Below are 17,782 nucleotides of genomic sequence, written 5' to 3'. Positions count from 1 at the left end.
CGGACAGAGCTCATTTTCGGCATTCTGTTATGCCATTATCGTATAATTATGGGGCGACAGGTGCGCCCTGATTGATGAGGGATACCAATTGCGGAATACCCTCGGTTGGCGGGCGATCTTTGTAGCCCTCTTCTTTTTGGACCCCGGCCACTTCGCCATTTGCCCGAATATAGACAATCGCTGGGTGGGGGATGCCATCGAAACGGCTGCCAGCCGCAACGTCGGTGTTGCGCAGACCAAATGCATCAATCGTCGCCGATCCTGTGTCAGACAGGAAGGTGTAGGACAGCGATTTATCGGCTGCGAATTCTGCTAGCGTTTCTGGCGCGTCATAAGTGATCAGGTTCAAAGACCAGCCAACCGCTTCGAGATCCGCCTTCACGGTTTCAAGCTCCAAAGCTTGGGCTTTGCAATAAGGGCACCAATCGAGCGAGCGGCTGAACACCAACACCGCGCCGTTTTCGCCCGTGATCGTCGCGAGATCGACAGCATCGCCCGCCGCCGTCACCGCTGCCACGGTTGGGGCTGTTGTGCCAGCTTCGACGCAAATCATGTTGCTGGTCTCGACGCCGGTATTATCCGCAAATGCGGCAGCCCCTGTCATCATGAGTGCCGACGCTGCGATTAAAGATCGAAACATCAAAGCGACCCTCCTTTTAGTCCATCTTGCCGTTGTCCTTACAGGGCCAACGCGCCCGTGGATAGGGGGCTCACAGCGGTGTGATGCATGTGTGACCTGGTCTAGGAATTAGGCCTGTCGGCGGGCGCGCCACTCATCCGCGCTTTGGCCATAGACATCCCACATCATGCCTTCGAAAGGCGGCGGAGTCGGCGCTTTTCGTAAATATCGGCTGCCGAGTCTCTCGGCGACACGAACCGATCCGGTGTTTTCGGGCAAGATTGTATGAATGATTTCGGTCCAGCCAAGATGATCGACCGCATAGTCCATCGCCGCCGTCGCGCCTTCGGTCGCATAACCATTTCCCCAAGCGGATCGCGCGAGCCCCCAACCAATTTCAGTACCTGGCCAGCCGTTCGGGCGCCAAGGACCGAGCCGTCCAATCCAATTGCCTGTGGCTTTTTCGATGATCGAGAACATCGAAAACCCTTCAATCGTCCAAGCCCCAGTCATCGCACACACAGAACGCCAGGTGAGCTCCGGGCCTTGTACGCCGCCTAAATATTTCATCACGTCCGCATCGGCGTGGAAGGCCACCCAAGGGTCAAAGTCTTCCTTTTGAGGCGGCCTCAGTATGAGGCGATCTGTTTCGAGAATTGGTCCTTCGCGCACTAAAAAACCCTCCGCTGAAGACAGCGAAGGGTTTCTGCAATTTGATTTCAGGTCAAGCCTAAGCCAGAGCAGGCTCAAGCTTTTTACAATCCTCAACCAGGCCTTTCACAGCGGCCACAGAGGTCATGAACATGTCGCGTTCGGTATCATTGAAATCGAACTCTACGATTTTCTCCGCGCCATTCCCGCCAATCAGCGTTGGAACACCGACATACATGCCATCCAAACCATATTCGCCATCACACCAAGCCGCAGACGGCAGGACGCGTTTTTGGTCTTTTAGATAAGACTTGGCCATCGCAATCGCTGATTCAGCTGGCGCATAATAAGCCGAACCGGTTTTCAGGAGCGCAACGATCTCGCCGCCGCCTTTCCGGGTGCGGTCTACGATGGCATCCAGTTTTTCTTGGCTCATCCAGCCTTGTTTGACCAATTCAGTCAGCGGCAGACCGCCAACCGTAGAATGGCGCACCATTGGCACCATTGAGTCGCCATGCCCAGCCAGCGTCCAAGCATGAATATCAGCGACGGAAACGCCGGTCGCTTCTGACAAGAAGTAGGCAAAACGGCTGGAATCGAGCACGCCCGCCATGCCAACGACTTTATTGGTCGGTAGACCAGAGAATTGCTGAAGCGCCCAAACCATCGCGTCGAGCGGGTTGGTAATACAGATCACGAAAGCGTTCGGGGCGTGGGCTTTAATGCCTTCACCAACTGCTTTCATGACTTTCAGATTGATCCCAAGAAGATCATCACGGCTCATGCCAGGCTTACGCGGCACACCGGCGGTGACGATACAAACGTCCGCACCGGCGATATCTTCATACGCATTGGCGCCTTTCAGGTCGACAGAGCTGCCATAGACCGGCGTTGATTCTGCCAGATCGAGCGCTTTGCCTTGCGGCAAACCTTCTGCGATGTCGAACAGAACGACGTCGCCGAGCTCCTCACGTGCTGCGACGTGAGCCAAAGTGCCCCCAATCATGCCTGAACCAATTAGAGCGATCTTCTTGCGAGCCATCCTTCGGGCCTCCTATAGAAATTGAACCATTTGGCGCTTCCCCTAGCCGAGCCAAGTCACTCGCGCAATGTAACCTTGGTCGCAGGGGCAAATTTTGGGCTGGATTTGAAGCGCGAAATCGGACAACAGAGGGCTAATGATACCTCGTGCGCGAAAATCTCCTGTCCCGCTCGACGCCTGCCATTTGGCGAAAGCCATCGAAATGATTGGCGATCGATGGACATTGCTCATCTTACGAGCCTCTCTTTTTGGCGTGCGCCGTTTCGACGATTTTCAAAAGGAATTGGGCATTCCGCGGACCGTACTATCGGGCCGTTTATCTAAACTCGTGGACAATGGCGTGCTCGAAAAACGCGCTTATAAGGAAGACGGCAAACGCGCCCGTCCGGAATATGTTTTGACAGAAGCGGGCGAAGGCTTGCGGCCGGTGCTCATGGCGCTCACCCAATGGGGTGACGAGTTTGCCAGCGATGGCGCTGTCCCACCGATCACATTTACGCACGCCAAAAGCCGCCAAAAAGTCCGGCCTGCTTTTGTGGATGAAGATGGGCGTGAAACGCCAATGTCGCAGACGCGGGTTTCGCTGCGGCGCTAGCGGGCTTTGCCCCAAACGCGGAGTGGATCGAAGGCGCCGGTCTCAGCCGCTTTCTGCAATTGTGCCAGCTGGTCTCCAACCGGGCTGCCGCTTTCCAGCACGCCGCGCCCATACAAGGCCTGATCGAGGCGGCAAATCCGCTCAAACAGGTTCTCAGACCGTTCAACCAGGTCGAGGAACACATCAGGAAGTCCGCGGCCGCGCTGGGCACTGGCGTCTAGAGCAGGGTCTTCACGGCTGATTCGATATTTGGTCTGCATCGCATCATTCGGATGCATATCCCCATCCCGAACAGCCTTCTGCATGACCAGCCAACTCGCCGCCTGCATTAGGCGCGTAGTCAGTTCCATACTCCAAGCGGCATAGGTGAGGCTGGCCTCACGCGGCAAAGTCGATGATAGTTTGCGGCCCGGACCGTCCAGGTAAGACGCGGTTTCCTCGACCAAAGCCATGCCGTCGACAAAGACTTTTTCAAACACTTTTCCATCCGTGAAAGACAGATCAGTGAGCTCTGACGGCGGAGACTTTGATTGATCAACCATGCTCAAGCAACTTCCAGAAATGACACATACGCGCGGACTCTACCCCGGCGCTTCCTTAGAAGACCTTAATCACTCGCGCCAAAAAGCGCATCAGCTGCAGATTTATGTGACTGCTTTTTATTGAGTTCGGCTTCGCAGGCAGCGATTTCGGCCTGCAATTCCTCGATCCGCTCTTGTAATTCTTCGACAGAAAGACGCTCTAAATCGAGTTTCTTTTCTGGGATTGGCTCATCTTCAAACATGGTTTGCTCTTTCCCACTTGGTTGGCTCACCTCTATGTAGGCAAGAAGACGAAAACAAACAGGAGTGTCAAATGGGCGAGAAGATGTGGGCTGTGGTGGTTGAAGAGGATCAACCGCTCAAGCTGGGCGACGTTGAAAAGCCCAGTTGCGGCCCGAATGATGTTTTGGTCGAAATTGTCACCGCCGGATTGAATCGGGCCGATCTGGTCCAAAGACGCGGGCTGTATCCGCCGCCACCCGGCGCATCAGAGATTATGGGGCTGGAATGTGCTGGCACGATCGTCGCGATTGGATCAGATGTTTCGAGCTGGTCGATTGGCGACCGCGTCTGCGGGTTGATGGCCGGCGGCGGCTATGCGGAATTCGCAATCGTCGACCAAGGCTCTTTGTTCAAGATCCCAGACGGCATGAGCTTTGACGAAGCCGGAGCCCTTCCAGAAGTGATGATGACGGTTTGGGCGAATATTTTCGACCGCTGCCAGTTCAAATCCGGTGAAGCGGTCCTGATCCACGGCGGCACCAGCGGCATCGGCACGATGGCGATCCAAATGCTGAAAACCGCCGGCGCTTCGAAGATCATGATCACCGCGGGCAGCGCTGAAAAATGCGAGAGAGCCAAAGCGCTCGGCGCCGATATCGCGATCAATTATCGCGACGAAGACTTTGAGCAGGTAGTGCGGGATGCTGGCGGCGCCGATATCATCCTGGATATGGTTGGCGGCGATTATGTTCAGAAGAATATCTCCGCAGCCAAGGTTGGCGGGCGGATCGTCAATATCGCCTATATGCAAGGCTCCCAGGTGCAAGTGAACTTGATGCCGCTTATGTTGAAACGGCTCGTTCTCACGGGAACCACGCTGCGCGCGCGCCCGAATGCGGATAAGCAGCGCATCCGTGATGCGATCCTGGCGGGTTTCTGGCCCGCTGTGCTGACCGGCGGGATCAAGCCCGTGATCGATACAACCTACCCTTTCGATCAAGCCGAAGCGGCGCAAGCGCATATGGCGAAAGGCGGTCATATCGGAAAAATCTTGCTGTCGCGCCAGAACAGCTAGGGCGCACCAGCAGAATTGACGAATCGCAGCAGAGTTAGGGTTTCAAAATCGTCCGTATCCCGCTATAGGCAGAGGGTTAGGTAATTTCTCGCCTGAAACCTGACCGCCCGAGACCCGAGTCTCGGGCGGCTGCATTTCTGGCGCCCATTTCAAGGAGCTTTCCATGGCCGATATTTTGATGCCCAAGGCAACCGCGGTCTGGTTGATCGACAATACTACACTGACCTTTGATCAGATTGCTGATCTCTGCGGTCTGCACCACCTTGAGGTCAAAGGCATTGCCGACGGCGATGTCGCTGAAAATATGCGCGGTGTTGATCCCATCTCTGGCGGCGAGCTCACCCGCGAAGAAATCCAAAAGGGCGAAGAAGATCCTGATTACCGTCTGAAAACAGCGCCTTCTAAGATTGCTCATATCCCGCAACCAAAGCGTAAAGGCGCGCGTTACACGCCAGTCGCCCGCCGCGGCGATAAGCCAGACGCCATCGCTTGGTTCATCCGCAATCACCCTGAGGTGACCGATCCGCAAATCTCGAAACTGATCGGAACGACCAAAGCGACGATCACCAATGTGCGCGACAAGACCCATTGGAACAGCCAGAACATCAAGCCGGTCGACCCGGTGACGCTTGGCCTCTGCTCTCAAATCGAGCTGGACGAAGTGATCATGAAAGCCTCGAGCCGGCGCAAGAAAATGGATGCTGAGCGCGCGGCGCAAGAGGAAGGTCCAGGTCTCGCACCTGCGGACGAGGTTGAGCAAACGGTCGATTTCAGCGAGCCGGTTGCACCTGCCGCAGACGAGCCGTCCGCTGACGACGTCTTCAGCGCGTTCAAAGACTAAGAACGCCCCTTTCCGCAGCTAGAATGCGTGGAGACCCTGATGGGACGCCAAAGAAAACGTAAAGGCGATCCAGTGCATGGCTGGCTCGCGATTGATAAGCCTGTAGAGGTCACATCAACGCAAGTCGTCGGCATTTTAAAACGCCTCTATAATGCCCAAAAGGCTGGTCATGGCGGTACGCTTGATCCGCTTGCCGATGGCATTCTACCGATTGCATTCGGGGAAGCGACCAAGACGGCCCAATGGGCGATGGATTGCGATAAGGAATACGTCTTCACGATTGAGTGGGGCACCTCAACCGCCAGCCAAGACAAAGAAGGCGAGGTCATTGCCTCGTCTGATGTTCGTCCAAGTCGCGACCAGATCGAGGCGGCATTGCCGAGCTTTGTCGGCGACATCGAGCAAGTACCGCCAAAATACTCCGCCATCAAAATCCAAGGCGCACGCGCTTATGATTTGGTGCGCGACGGTGAAGAGTTTGAGATCCCGTCCCGGCAAGTCACCGTCTATGAAGCCGAGCTCGTCGACACTCCTGATCCGGATCATGCGACGCTGCGGGTCGTTTCGGGCAAAGGGTTTTATGTGCGCGCCATGGCCCGCGATCTTGCCGCCATGTTAGGCACCGAAGGCCATGTCAGCGCGCTGCGCCGTACCCGGGTTGGCGCTTTAGACGAACCGTCCAGTATTAAACTCGCAGACCTCGAAGCCCTGGCCGAAGACAAAGAGGCGCTGATCGCGACGCTGAAACCGCTCGAGACAATCTTGGATGATATACCGAAGATTGAGATTGATCGCGGCGATGCCGATGCGCTGAAGCTAGGGCGCGAAGTGGTGCTGCTGCCGCACATTATTGAACAATGGCGTGCCGAAGCCGATCTCGAGTCTGATGATCGCTTGGCGCTCGCAATGACGGATCAACAAGCCGTTGCCTTAGGCGAAGTTCGGGCCGGACGGTTCCAACCTCGAAAAGTTTTTCAACTCTAACCAGGCTGACGGCTAGGCTTGACCGCGTCAGTCAAAAAATGCACCTGTCCGGCTGAGCGCGAGTCGGCACAAATTGTGAGGGTTTAGTATGCGTGTAGCGATGATCGGGACGGGCTATGTCGGCCTGGTAAGTGGGGCCTGTTTTGCTGATTTCGGACACGTTGTGACGTGCGTCGATAAGGATGCCAGCAAGATCGACCGTTTGCATCAAAACATTATGCCGATTTATGAGCCGGGTCTCGATGATCTGGTTGAAAGCAACGTCAAAGAAGAACGTCTCTTCTTCACCACCGAAGCCAAAGACGCGATCGCCGATGCGGATGCTGTCTTTATCGCGGTGGGCACGCCGTCACGTCGCGGCGATGGCCATGCGGACTTGTCTTATGTCTATGCCGCCGCCGAAGAGATTGCTGAGCTGATGACTGGATTCACGGTTGTTGTGACCAAATCTACAGTTCCTGTCGGCACCGGCGACGAAGTCGAAGAAATTATCCGTAAGAAAAACCCCAATGCCGATTTCGCTGTTGTCTCTAACCCAGAATTCTTGCGCGAAGGCGCGGCGATCAAAGACTTTAAGATCCCTGATCGCGTCGTGGTCGGCACTGAAGACGATCGCGCCAAAGAAGTGATGGAAGAGCTCTATCGTCCGCTCTTCCTCAATCAGACCCCGATCGTGTTTACCGCGCGCCGGACCTCTGAACTGATCAAATATGCGGCGAATGCGTTCCTGGCTGTGAAGATCACTTTCATCAATGAAATGGCGGATCTGTGCGAAGCGGTTGGCGCCAATGTCCAAGAAGTCTCGCGCGGCATCGGTCTCGATGGGCGGATTGGTAAAAAATTCTTGAATGCAGGCCCCGGCTATGGCGGCTCTTGCTTCCCGAAAGACACGCTGGCTTTGACCAAGACGGCGAACGATCACAACTCGCCCGTCCGCATTGTCGACACGGTGGTTGAGGTCAACGCTTCGCGGAAAAAAGCCATGGCGGGCAAAATCATCAAAGCCATGGGCGGCGATGTTTCCGGGAAAACGATCGGCGTGTTGGGCCTCGCCTTTAAGCAGAACACTGATGATATGCGCGACGCGCCAAGCCTGGATATTATTCCAGCACTGGTCGAGGCGGGCGCCAAGATCAAAGCTTTCGATCCAGAAGCGATGGAAGAGGCCAAACACTTGCTGGATGGTATCGACTATGCCGACAATGCTTATGCTGCGGTCGATGGCGCCGATGCGATGGTGATCCTAACCGAATGGGATCAGTTCCGGGCGCTGGATTTAGCGCGAATCAAGGCATCCTTGAACGGCGATGTTGTTGTCGACTTGCGCAACATTTACGCACCTGAAGACATGTCCAAACGCGGGTTCTCATACACCTCAATCGGACGCCCTGACTAATTGCTAAGAGGCTTTGGAGGCTGAGCTATGAAATTCTTCGTCGATACCGCAGACACGACTGAGATTAAGGAGCTGGCGGCCACGGGCCTGATCGATGGCGTCACAACCAATCCGTCCCTGATCACAAAATCTGGCCGCGATTTCAAAGAAGTCATCGCCGAGATTTGTGACCTGACAAACGGCCATGTCAGCGCTGAAGTGGTCGCCACCGAATGGCAGGAGATGGTCGCGGAAGGCAAGAAACTTCAAGCGATTGCCGAGAATGTTGCTGTGAAATTGCCGCTCACTATGGATGGTCTGCGGGCCTGCCGTGAGCTCGCCAATATGGGCACGGCGGTAAATGTCACGCTCTGCTTCTCCGCCAATCAGGCTCTGCTCGCAGCGAAAGCCGGCGCGACTTATATCTCACCCTTCATCGGGCGTCTCGACGATATCAATATTGATGGCATGGAGCTGATCGAAGAAATTCGCGTCATCTATGACAATTACATGTTCGAGACCGAAATTCTCGCCGCCTCTATTCGCAGCGCGAACCATGTCAAACTCTCCGCTTTGGCGGGCGCCGATGTCGCGACCGTGCCGCCAAATGTGCTCAAGGGCCTCGCCAATCACCCGCTAACCGATAAAGGCCTCGCAGCCTTCCTGGCAGACGCGGAAAAAGGCGGCGTAAAAGTCTAAATGGGACAGGCGCCGCCCGCGGCGCGCATAAGATCGAGATAGTCTTCGAGCTGTTCGCCGAGATCATCCATTCTCTTATAAGCCGCCTCGGCTTCAGGCGTCGCATCATCCGCGCGTCGCGCCTCAGATAGTGCTCGGAACGCGGCTTCTGCAGATCCATTATGCTCCGCCATTAGTGTTTCCATCGACTCTAAAGTGGAAATGGCGGTGTCGCGGGCCGTGTCTGGTAAGGCTAAGATTTGCTTGCTTGTGCAGGCACAATAGTCTTCAGCTGAGATGCTCGCTTCCAAAATATCCCGCTGCACATCCGGATCAGCCATCACCGCATTGCAGGTCTTATTGAGCGATACTTCGGCGCTATCGCCACACGCGGTCAGAACCAAAAAGCCGGCTGCTCCAATCAGAATTTTACGCATTTTCGTCTCCCTCATCTGGGGCGTAGCAGACACAGAAAAGGCGCGACTGTCCAGCCGCGCCTTTGGAAGTTTGCGGTTGCCTTTCCGGCTAGCCTGTCAGCACTGTCTGCGGCTTGCGCTTGTCGAACATTGACCAAACGCCGCTATCGCCATGCCAGTCGCCTTGCGTGGCGCCTTTTGAATATTCCGTCGCGCGGGCTTCGAAGAAGTTGGCATGCTCGACGCCGTTGAGGATCTCAGTCAGCCACGGAATCGGGTGTTTCTCGACGCCATAAATCGGATCGAGCTTTAGCTGGCCCATACGCCAATCGGCGATGTAGCGGATATATTGCTGAATATCGGTTGGCGTCATGCCTTCAACTTCGCCGGCTTCGAAAGCCAGTTCGATGAACTTATCTTCTAGCTGCACCACAGTTTCGCAGGCTTCGCGGATGCGGTTTTTCACGCGTGTGTTCAGCGCGCCCGTTTCTGCGGCGAATGTGTGGAACATTTTCATCATGCCCTCACAATGCAGCGACTCATCGCGCACTGACCAAGACACGATTTGGCCCATCCCCTTCATTTTATTGAAGCGTGGGAAGTTCATCAGCATCGCGAAGGAGGCGAACAATTGCAGGCCTTCTGTAAAGCCGCCAAACACCGCCATAGAGGTGAGGATGTCTTCCTCGGTCTCGGTGCCGAACTGGCCGAGATAATCATGCTTCGCGGCCATTTCCTCATATTCCATGAAGGCCGAGAACTCAGAATCTGGCATGCCGATCGTCTCAAGTAAAAGCGCATAAGCGGCGATGTGCACGGTCTCCATATTGGAGAACGCTGCCAGCATCATACGGACCTCTACCGGCTTAAATAGCGGCATATAGTTTTCCATATAATTGGCGCCGACTTCGACGTCTGACTGGGTGAAGAAGCGGAAAATCTGAGTCAGCAGATTGCGCTCTTTATCATTGAGCTTGTTGACCCAGTCTTTGCAATCTTCGCCGAGCGGCACCTCTTCGGGCAGCCAGTGCACCTGTTGCTGCAATTTCCAAAAATCATACGCCCACGCATAGCGGAACGGCTTGTAAGAATGGGACGGTGTTAAAAGTCCCGGAAGTTTCGCCATACCATCGGCCATGCTCAAACCCCTTAAATGTCTATCACACTACATATAGTGTCTAAATCCGTTACCGCACGCAAGATGTATCCTGATGATCTGCGGCACTTCTCCACAGCCTGCCCACAAGAAAGTGAATGTTAACCTCGAATCAGGCCTGTTCCATGAGCAATGGCATGGTGTTTGCGAGTCGATCCGGCGTCTGCAGGACGGGGATGAACACTTTGACGACAGCAAACACGGCCACTCAACGGCTCCATCATTTTGATTTATTAAGAGCAGTCATGCTGCTGCTGATTGTCTTGGTGCACATCGCGCATGTCTACAATCCCGTGGCAGATTGGATTGTCTCATCGCCGGAGTCGAGCTGGCTGGCGCCGATTCTATCGGCGATTCCAGTCTTTTCGATGCCTGGTTTCTTCATGATCTCCTCGATCCTTTCAATCTTCCTCCTGCGCAAAAGAAGTTATGACGATTGGGCGCGCGGACGGCTTCTTAGGATCGCCGTTCCTCTTTTCTTTGGGATTTTGATCCTGAGCCCGATTACGATTTACGCGGCCAGCTTGGCTGCGGCGGCAAAAGCAACTGAGACAACCTCATTTTTGGGGGATCTGAGCAGAGACTTTTCCATTGTTGATCGCCGTTGGATCGGACACCTTTGGTTCTTATCAACACTCGGAATTTTTACGCTGATCGCGTGGTGGGGTTTTGCCAAGGGCGTTTTGATGCCGTGGCTGAACAACACTGCGAAAATGCTGGTCGACTTAGATAGAAAAGTGTCGACCTGGTGGACGGTTGTGGTCACCATCAGCTTGTGGAGCTTTGGCGTCAAAGCAGCCTTCTATCTATTCAAATCATTCTTAGGATTTGAACCCACCATTATCGCTCTCCTCAACGCAGATACACTATTTTCCTACTTCCCAATTTTCATGTTGGGCTTGCTGCTCGGTGCCAGCGAAGAGCTAAGATCAACCCTGTTTCGCGCGACCCCGCTGCGCGTATGGGTCTTGGCGACAATGTTTACCGTGTTTGTCCTCGGCGCGGGTATTGATAATTCCGTTTGGGGGATCGTTCGAAAACTCATATCAAGTGGTTTGGGAACGGGTATCGCGCTGTTCTTATTCGGATATTTGGCCGATAAAATCGGCAAACCTAATCCCACCGTAAAAGCCATCTCAAAATACTCTTATACCGTCTATCTGGTGCACTATCCCATTTGCAACCTGCTCGGATACTATCTCATTTTCGTATCTTGGGACCCGACGATCGAGTTTCTCCTAGCGGTATTGCTCACATATGCACTGAGCTTTGTTGCAGCCTGGCTTATCGCCCGGTCAAAGCTGCTGACCTTCGCTTTCAACGGCGAACCGTTTTGGAGGAAATCAGCCCTCAAGCAGAACCTCAAAATGGGCCGTTGAATTCAACGCGCAATCGATACCGACACAGCCCCGAAACGTTGAGGTCCGCTTTGCGCGACGAACTCTTCGGTTCGGTGAACATAGGTGAAGGCGAGCTGCACATCGCCTTGATGTAGCGCGACACCAAATTGCAGATCGGCGCCATAGTCTCTTCGGTCTTCGACCCGCGCACTGTCGCGGAAGAGATTGCCATCTAGGAACATATCGCGGGCAATGGCGCGACCTTCAACGCCCGCAAAGACATATCCGCCGAAGGGTCGGCCCGGACGAAACACACCGGCCCCGGCAAGCGCGGGCCGAATGCGCGGAGGTCCAAAATCAGAGGACAGATCCCAACCCACCCGAGCCATTCCGCCAATCGAGGCATAGGTGCGAACATTGCCCAGCGTGGCCCCGCCATGCAGAGCGTAATCTGTTTCTAGTCCTAAAGGCAGATCTGGCCCCTCAAACTGCCGCATCCGCTGGGCCGTAATCTCGATCCCAAACTCGTCTTTGAGTTGCGAGTCCCAGCCTCGCGGTTCGACCGCCTGGATCAAATCATGCCAATTCTCTTGCACAAATTGCCCGCCAGCAGAGGGGCCGACCACGCCGAGATTGACCTGCAAGACATCCTGTACCATCTCGCCCGGCCCCAGTCGTGTCGTGCCGACCACCGTTCCAGACGCATAGAGCCACGCCGCATAAGGCCGGTCTTCCGGATCTGGCACCGGCGCTTCAATATCTTCGGGCGTAAAAATCGTGTGTGAGAGCGCGAAGCCTTGCCGCAATTCGGTTCGGTCGAGATCTAAGAAGGGAATGCGATTGGCGACCCAATTCAAACCCGGGGTTACTTTATTGGCCGGTCGCACGCGCTCTATGCGAAGCCCATTGGAATAGTTTCGATCGGTACCGCCGAACAGATCGTTTTCAGAGGTCAGAGACCAAACGCCAACCGGCTGCGGCGGCTCTAAAGCCGGATTAACTGTCTCTTGCGCGCCAGCGGCGGTCATAAAAAAAGCCGCCAGACTGGCGGCTCCTATACATCTTTGAGCAACCATGCGCTCAGCGCTTAATGGTAAAGCTCACTCCCGCGAAGTCCTGATTTTCATTGGCGCCGAGATTTCGCTCCCGATATTCGACTTCACGCCGAATATAGCTGAAAGAAATCTGGCCCAAGCCTCGCTCAATCGTCACGCCGGCTTGAACATCGCCGACGGTCACCTTGTCCCGAAGCGCCATAGCTCCAACAGCCACAAGCCCCTGCTCATCCGGCTCCCAGACCAACGCTTCGCCATCGGCGCCTGCGAACAGATACCAGCTTGAATTGGTTGGCTCGCCGCGCTTGTCGAAGTTCTGACCGATGCGCACCTCACCCCCGAACCGGCGAGACGCAAACTGTCCATCACGCGTGATTTCGACACGTGGCGCGATGCCAACGTCAAAGCCCAGGCCCGTTTGTTCAGAGGACGCAGACAGCGCGATTTCCGCGGTCAAACGTCTCTGTTCGCGCGGCACAGGCGAGAGATTAGCCTCTGCCCGATCAGCCGCCACGTCCGTCATAATAGCCCCAGAGTAGAGCCGCCGCGAGTTCAAAGGTTTGCTACTATCAAACTTAAATCCGAGATCAGTGTCTTTTGGCAGTTGAAAGCCGAAATGCCGCGTCGTTTCGGTTTTTGCGAAGGTTCCCGAATAGACGAGATTGACGCGAGTCTGAGAGCGTTGTCCGAGGGCGCGACTGGCGGCCAGAATAGTTTCATCATCGATTTGAGGTCCCGAATTCACTTGCGCGTGAATACAGGTCTGACATGCCATCGCGGCCATCAAAGATGTGCCTGCAATAATCATTCTTCTCAAGCCTCTCATCGTGTCAGCTCCGTGGTCCCCTAAGAAGCTGACTGATCATCCTTACCTTAACATGAACGTTTGACGTCCCAAAATCCGATTGCGCGCCTCTCTATTAAGCTTTTGCGGATCACAGAAACGTGATCATGCCCGTATTTATTAGCCATCTGGGTCCAACTTGACCCGTGAAACAATGTTAACTCAGGCCAGTTTAATCTTCATTTTTGCCGAAAATTTGCGCGTTTTTGGGCTAAAGTCGCCCGAAGAACACATTATTGGAGAGCGAAAACAGAGCTGTTTTCGTCTCAAGTAGGCGCCTAAAACGAAAAAACCCCGCCAAATTGACGGGGTTTTGATTGATTAATTGAGCTCGTTTACTGACAGGCGAGGCACTCGTCATAGTCGGTATTCGGAACATCCATCCCGCTCATACTGGCTTCTTTTTCGTCCGCCCCGGCGAAACTCGCGCGCTGCACGGACTTAGAGCGACAATAATAAAGCGACTTCACACCACGCTCCCAAGCTGTCCAGTGCAGCATGTGCAGGTCCCACTTATTGATGTCGGCCGGAAGGAATACGTTCAGCGACTGCGCCTGACAAATATAAGGCGTGCGATCGGCCGCATGTTCAATGATCCAGCGCTGATCAATTTCAAACGCGGTCTTAAATGTCGATTTCTCGTGCTCGTCCAAGCAATCCAAGTGCTGAACCGATCCTTCATGTTCGAGAATAGAGGTCCACACCTCATCTGTGTTCTGACCTTTTTCCTCTAGCATTTGCTCAAGATACTTATTCTTGACCGTGAACGACCCGGACAGCGTCTTATGCGTGTAAACATTGGCCGGGATTGGCTCGATGCCGGCGCTGGTGCCGCCACAAATGATCGAGATTGAGGCCGTCGGCGCGACCGCCATTTTGTGGCTGAAACGCGCCATCATGCCAGCTTCGGCAGCATCTTCACAAGGCCCGCGCTCTTTGGCGAGCTTGACCGACGCCGCATCAGCGCCTTGGCGAATATGTTTGAACAGTTTCTCATTCCAAACTTTCGCCATCGCGCTCTCCATCGGGAGATTGAGCGATTGGAGGAAAGAGTGGAAGCCCATTAGGCCGAGCCCGACAGAACGTTCGCGCTTTGCAGAATATACCGCGCGGGCCATTTCTGGTGGCGCGCGATCGATAAAGTCTTGAAGCACATTATCCAGGAAGCGATAAACGTCTTCGAGGAAGAGCTCGTCTTTGCTCCACTCAAAGAATTTCTCTGCATTAATCGAAGACAGGCAGCAAACCGCTGTACGATCTTCACCATGATGATCGACGCCAGTTGGCAGCGTAATCTCGGAGCAGAGATTAGATTGCGTCACTTTCAGGCCAAGCTGGCGCTGGTGGGCCGGCATCGCATTGTTCACGGTGTCAGTGAACAGCAAGTATGGCTCGCCGGTTTGAATACGCAGCTCGAGAATTTTCTGCCAAATCTTACGCGCATTCACTTTGCGCAGCGGCTCACCTGATTTCGGAGACAAGAGCTCAAACTCTTCATCATTCTTCACCGCTTCCATGAACGCATCGGTGATATTGATGCCGTGGTGCAGGTTCAGAGATTTCCGGTTGAAGTCGCCAGAGGGCTTACGGACTTCCAGGAACTCTTCGATTTCCGGGTGGTGGACGTCCAAATAGCACGCCGCGGAACCGCGGCGCAGTGAGCCTTGGCTAATCGCCAGGGTCAAAGAGTCCATCACGCGAATGAAGGGAATGATGCCGCTGGTTTGGCCGCTATTGCCGACTTTCTCACCGATCGAGCGAACATTGCCCCAATAGGTGCCGATGCCGCCGCCATTAGACGCGAGCCAAACATTCTCAGTCCAAGTGCCGACAATATCGTCCAAGCTGTCGCCGACTTGGTTCAGGAAGCAAGAGATGGGCAGGCCGCGGTCTGCGCCGCCATTTGACAGGACAGGCGTCGCCGGCATGAACCAAAGTTTCGACATATAATCATAGAGACGTTGGGCATGATCAGCGTCGTCCGCGAAGGCCTCAGACACACGTGCAAACATGTCCTGATAAGATTCTCCAGGCAGCAAATAGCGGTCCTCAAGGGTAACTTTTCCGAACTCGGTGAGCAGCGCGTCGCGAGACCGGTCGATCTTAACGCTCGGTACGACTCGCAATTCTGGCGCGCCGGATTGCACGTCCTTAGATTTAGCCTGTTTTGCGATCGTCGCGTTATTAGTGCCTGCCATAGTCTCTTACCCCTTGCATAAGGCCCGTCACATATAGGTATTAATCAGAAAACCGCCATATACGGTGTTTCAAATCAGCCCTCACACAACATATTGTGCCTCCAAGGTTAATGAGAGGTCAACAGCGGGCGTCTCAAAAACGTCATTTTGGCGGTGGATAAGTGGTTAATGAGAAGTTAATTCATCGCCCCCACGCCCGTCCCAATTGGGGCTGCAAGGGCACTGCTTTCTTTGAAAAAAAATTCCTTACCAAACGGCTTGAATTTTTTAACGAACCACGCGTGTAGCGATCTTGGGATTCACGACACAATCAGACGAAGACGAAACCACCACCTACTACATCTAGTAGGTGCACGGTTCGAAGGCCCGGCATATAGCGATTGCACTGGTCGGCGCCCTGAATACTCTGCGGAGACCCTCGGATTTAGACAGGAGCGGCCGCCAAGTGATTCGTTCAACTATAAGTTTGTTTCTGCTGTCGGCTTGCCTCTCGGCGCCCGCCGCAACTCCACAAAACGCGAATCAACTGGATTGGCTGACAGGGTGCTGGCAAAGTGAAGAAGGGGACACGCGAGAGATCTGGTCGGTGTCTGAAGGCGGCTACCTGTTTGGCTATTCTGTTGTGTATCATGAAGGCCACGCGGTCTTCTTTGAACAGATGCGCGTTGATCCCGGCGAGACGCCCACTTTCAACGCCTATCCGCGCGGCACCGGACCGTCCGCTTTTCCGGCCATCGAGATCGAAGTTCAATCCGTAACCTTCGCCAATGCCGCGCACGATTATCCGCAAAAGATTCACTATTATCGAGACGGCGCTCATCTGCGCGCTAGGATCTCCAAGATCGATGATAGTAAGCCTCGTGACTTCGCCTTTCGACCTTGCAGCAGCGAGTAACCCTCAGCGAATGCAGTTCCCGACCATCCTCGCCTTTACGCCGCGAGCGCGGCTCCCTAGAACTTCTATGCAATCGTCAACGGGGCGACGAGGAGCTGCTACATGCGCATAATGATCGTCACGGACGCCTGGGAGCCGCAGGTGAATGGCGTGGTTCGCACCATGCAGCGCGTGATCGCTGAGCTGGAAGCCGAAGGTCATGAGTTTGATGTGATCCATCCCGGCGAGGGCTTTCAGACCATGCCCCTGCCGACCTATCCCGAGATCAAGCTCGCTTTGTTTGCTGAGCGTCGCATCAAAGAACGGTTTGAGGCTTTCGAGCCGGATGCCATCCATATTGTCACTGAAGGCACGCTCGGCATGGCGGGCCGGAAAATGTGTTTGAAAATCAAACACCCCTTCTCGACCGCTTATCATACGCGGTTTCCAGAATATGTGTCGGCCAGGATGCCGATCCCGACCGCGACGGGTTACAGCTTTGTGCGCTGGTTTCACAAATATTCTGGCAAAGTCATGGTGCCGACGCCGAGCATGGTCGAAGAGCTCCGCGAGAAACGTTTCATCAATCTGGTCGCTTGGACCCGCGGCGTTGATACCGAGCTGTTCCACCCGTCGCGCCGGATCGAGGCAGGCACGACGGATGATCCATTTAACAACCTGCCGCGTCCGATCTTCCTAAATGTTGGACGCGTCGCCGTCGAAAAAAATATCGAAGCTTTTGTTGAGTTGGACCTGCCGGGATCGAAAGTCGTGATCGGAGACGGCCCAGCGCTGGACAGCCTGAAAAAGAAATATCCAGAAGTCACCTTCCTGGGCGCCCGGTTTGGCGAAGATCTCGCGAAATATTATGCCAGCGCCGATGTGTTCGTTTTTCCAAGCCTCACCGATACGTTCGGCCTGGTTGTCCTCGAAGCTATGGCCTCTGGCACACCGGTCGCCGCTTTTGAAGCCACCGGTCCGAAAGACGTCATTCCAGGTTCAAATGCAGGAACAATTACCCCGGTTGGCGGCGACCTCGCGTCGGGCGCGAAGGCTTGTCTCGAATTGGACCGCGAGACCTGCCGCACCTATGCAGAGGGTTATAGCTGGCGCTCAGTTGCCCTCGCCTTCTTGGAAAACCTGCAACCGCTTCCGACGCCCGAACGCCGCCGCTTTTGGCAAAAGCTCAGACGCAAAAAGAAAACATGGATCGATTGGGAACAGTTCACGGATTGGATGAACACCCCCGATGAATCTCAGAAGAAAGAAAAATAA

19 protein-coding genes are annotated in these 17,782 nt (G+C 54.6%); 9 read left to right on the top strand and 10 right to left on the bottom strand.

Going from position 1 to position 17,782, the window contains the following annotated elements; translation table 11 throughout:
• Positions 1–46 precede the first annotated feature (46 nt).
• The 3 genes from MY069_RS11035 to mdh all read right to left on the bottom strand — a co-directional run bounded on the left by MY069_RS11035 (position 47) and on the right by mdh (position 2,312).
• Complete coding sequence (locus tag MY069_RS11035) at positions 47–640, bottom strand: redoxin domain-containing protein (RefSeq protein ID WP_482793839.1); 594 nt, start codon at positions 638–640, stop codon at positions 47–49.
• 108 nt (positions 641–748) lie between these two features.
• Complete coding sequence (locus MY069_RS11030) at positions 749–1,291, bottom strand: GNAT family N-acetyltransferase (protein ID WP_482793838.1); 543 nt, start codon at positions 1,289–1,291, stop codon at positions 749–751.
• 58 nt (positions 1,292–1,349) lie between these two features.
• Positions 1,350–2,312: a malate dehydrogenase gene (mdh, locus tag MY069_RS11025; RefSeq protein WP_482793837.1), complete on the bottom strand. Its 963-nt coding sequence runs from the start codon at positions 2,310–2,312 to the stop codon at positions 1,350–1,352.
• Between the two features lie 136 nt (positions 2,313–2,448).
• On the opposite strand from mdh, the gene MY069_RS11020 reads away from it, so the two are divergent.
• Positions 2,449–2,907, top strand: coding sequence for a winged helix-turn-helix transcriptional regulator (locus MY069_RS11020; protein ID WP_482793836.1), 459 nt, complete (start codon positions 2,449–2,451; stop codon positions 2,905–2,907).
• Here the strand turns inward: MY069_RS11020 and MY069_RS11015 are convergent.
• Positions 2,904–3,449 (bottom strand): DUF1465 family protein, encoded by a 546-nt coding sequence (locus MY069_RS11015; RefSeq protein ID WP_482793835.1) that lies wholly within the window; start codon positions 3,447–3,449, stop codon positions 2,904–2,906. The two genes, MY069_RS11020 and MY069_RS11015, sit on opposite strands and share 4 nt — an antisense overlap.
• 65 nt (positions 3,450–3,514) lie before the next feature.
• Positions 3,515–3,691 carry a DUF1192 domain-containing protein gene (locus MY069_RS11010; protein WP_482793834.1) on the bottom strand — a complete coding sequence of 59 codons (177 nt, stop codon included), beginning with the start codon at positions 3,689–3,691 and terminating at the stop codon, positions 3,515–3,517.
• A 71-nt stretch (positions 3,692–3,762) separates the two neighbouring features.
• Between MY069_RS11010 and MY069_RS11005 the strand changes: the two genes are divergently transcribed.
• The 5 genes from MY069_RS11005 (at position 3,763) to fsa (ending at position 8,645) form a co-directional block, all read left to right on the top strand.
• Positions 3,763–4,746 carry an NAD(P)H-quinone oxidoreductase gene (locus tag MY069_RS11005; RefSeq protein ID WP_482793833.1) on the top strand — a complete coding sequence of 328 codons (984 nt, stop codon included), beginning with the start codon at positions 3,763–3,765 and terminating at the stop codon, positions 4,744–4,746.
• 163 nt (positions 4,747–4,909) lie between these two features.
• Positions 4,910–5,587: a DUF1013 domain-containing protein gene (locus MY069_RS11000; protein WP_482793832.1), complete on the top strand. Its 678-nt coding sequence runs from the start codon at positions 4,910–4,912 to the stop codon at positions 5,585–5,587.
• Positions 5,588–5,626: 39 nt separating this feature from the next.
• The gene (gene truB, locus MY069_RS10995; RefSeq protein ID WP_482793831.1) at positions 5,627–6,571 is read left to right on the top strand and encodes a tRNA pseudouridine(55) synthase TruB; all 945 of its coding nucleotides are present in this window, start codon (positions 5,627–5,629) and stop codon (positions 6,569–6,571) included.
• An 88-nt stretch (positions 6,572–6,659) separates the two neighbouring features.
• Entirely contained in the window at positions 6,660–7,967 is a 1,308-nt protein-coding gene (locus MY069_RS10990; protein ID WP_482793830.1) for a UDP-glucose dehydrogenase family protein, read from the top strand.
• A gap of 27 nt (positions 7,968–7,994) precedes the next feature.
• Positions 7,995–8,645: a fructose-6-phosphate aldolase gene (gene fsa / locus MY069_RS10985; protein ID WP_482793829.1), complete on the top strand. Its 651-nt coding sequence runs from the start codon at positions 7,995–7,997 to the stop codon at positions 8,643–8,645.
• On the opposite strand, the gene MY069_RS10980 is transcribed toward fsa, so the two are convergent.
• Complete coding sequence (locus MY069_RS10980; RefSeq protein ID WP_482793828.1) at positions 8,642–9,061, bottom strand: hypothetical protein; 420 nt, start codon at positions 9,059–9,061, stop codon at positions 8,642–8,644. The genes fsa and MY069_RS10980 overlap by 4 nt on opposite strands.
• Before the next feature lie 88 nt (positions 9,062–9,149).
• Positions 9,150–10,178, bottom strand: coding sequence for a ribonucleotide-diphosphate reductase subunit beta (locus MY069_RS10975; protein WP_482793827.1), 1,029 nt, complete (start codon positions 10,176–10,178; stop codon positions 9,150–9,152).
• 194 nt (positions 10,179–10,372) lie between these two features.
• Here MY069_RS10975 and MY069_RS10970 point away from each other — a divergent pair, with 194 nt between their 5' ends.
• On the top strand, positions 10,373–11,575 hold the full coding sequence (locus tag MY069_RS10970) for an acyltransferase family protein (RefSeq protein ID WP_482796700.1): 1,203 nt from the start codon (positions 10,373–10,375) through the stop codon (positions 11,573–11,575).
• A gap of 2 nt (positions 11,576–11,577) precedes the next feature.
• On the opposite strand, the gene MY069_RS10965 is transcribed toward MY069_RS10970, so the two are convergent.
• The 3 genes from MY069_RS10965 to MY069_RS10955 form a co-directional block, all read right to left on the bottom strand.
• Entirely contained in the window at positions 11,578–12,564 is a 987-nt protein-coding gene (locus MY069_RS10965; RefSeq protein WP_482793826.1) for a lipid A deacylase LpxR family protein, read from the bottom strand.
• A 52-nt stretch (positions 12,565–12,616) separates the two neighbouring features.
• A complete protein-coding gene (locus MY069_RS10960) occupies positions 12,617–13,399 on the bottom strand; it encodes a lipid A-modifier LpxR family protein (RefSeq protein ID WP_482793825.1) in 783 nt (260 codons plus the stop codon).
• 371 nt (positions 13,400–13,770) lie between these two features.
• Positions 13,771–15,633: a ribonucleoside-diphosphate reductase subunit alpha gene (locus MY069_RS10955; protein ID WP_482793824.1), complete on the bottom strand. Its 1,863-nt coding sequence runs from the start codon at positions 15,631–15,633 to the stop codon at positions 13,771–13,773.
• Positions 15,634–16,078: 445 nt separating this feature from the next.
• On the opposite strand from MY069_RS10955, the gene MY069_RS10950 reads away from it, so the two are divergent.
• The gene (locus tag MY069_RS10950; RefSeq protein ID WP_482793823.1) at positions 16,079–16,528 is read left to right on the top strand and encodes a DUF6265 family protein; all 450 of its coding nucleotides are present in this window, start codon (positions 16,079–16,081) and stop codon (positions 16,526–16,528) included.
• Positions 16,529–16,630: 102 nt separating this feature from the next.
• The gene (locus MY069_RS10945) at positions 16,631–17,782 is read left to right on the top strand and encodes a glycosyltransferase family 4 protein (protein ID WP_482793822.1); all 1,152 of its coding nucleotides are present in this window, start codon (positions 16,631–16,633) and stop codon (positions 17,780–17,782) included.

Source organism: Hyphomonas sp. ske169 (genome assembly GCF_056850855.1).
Note: the sequence above shows the minus strand (reverse complement) of the source record. Positions and strands in the feature narration are given on the sequence as shown.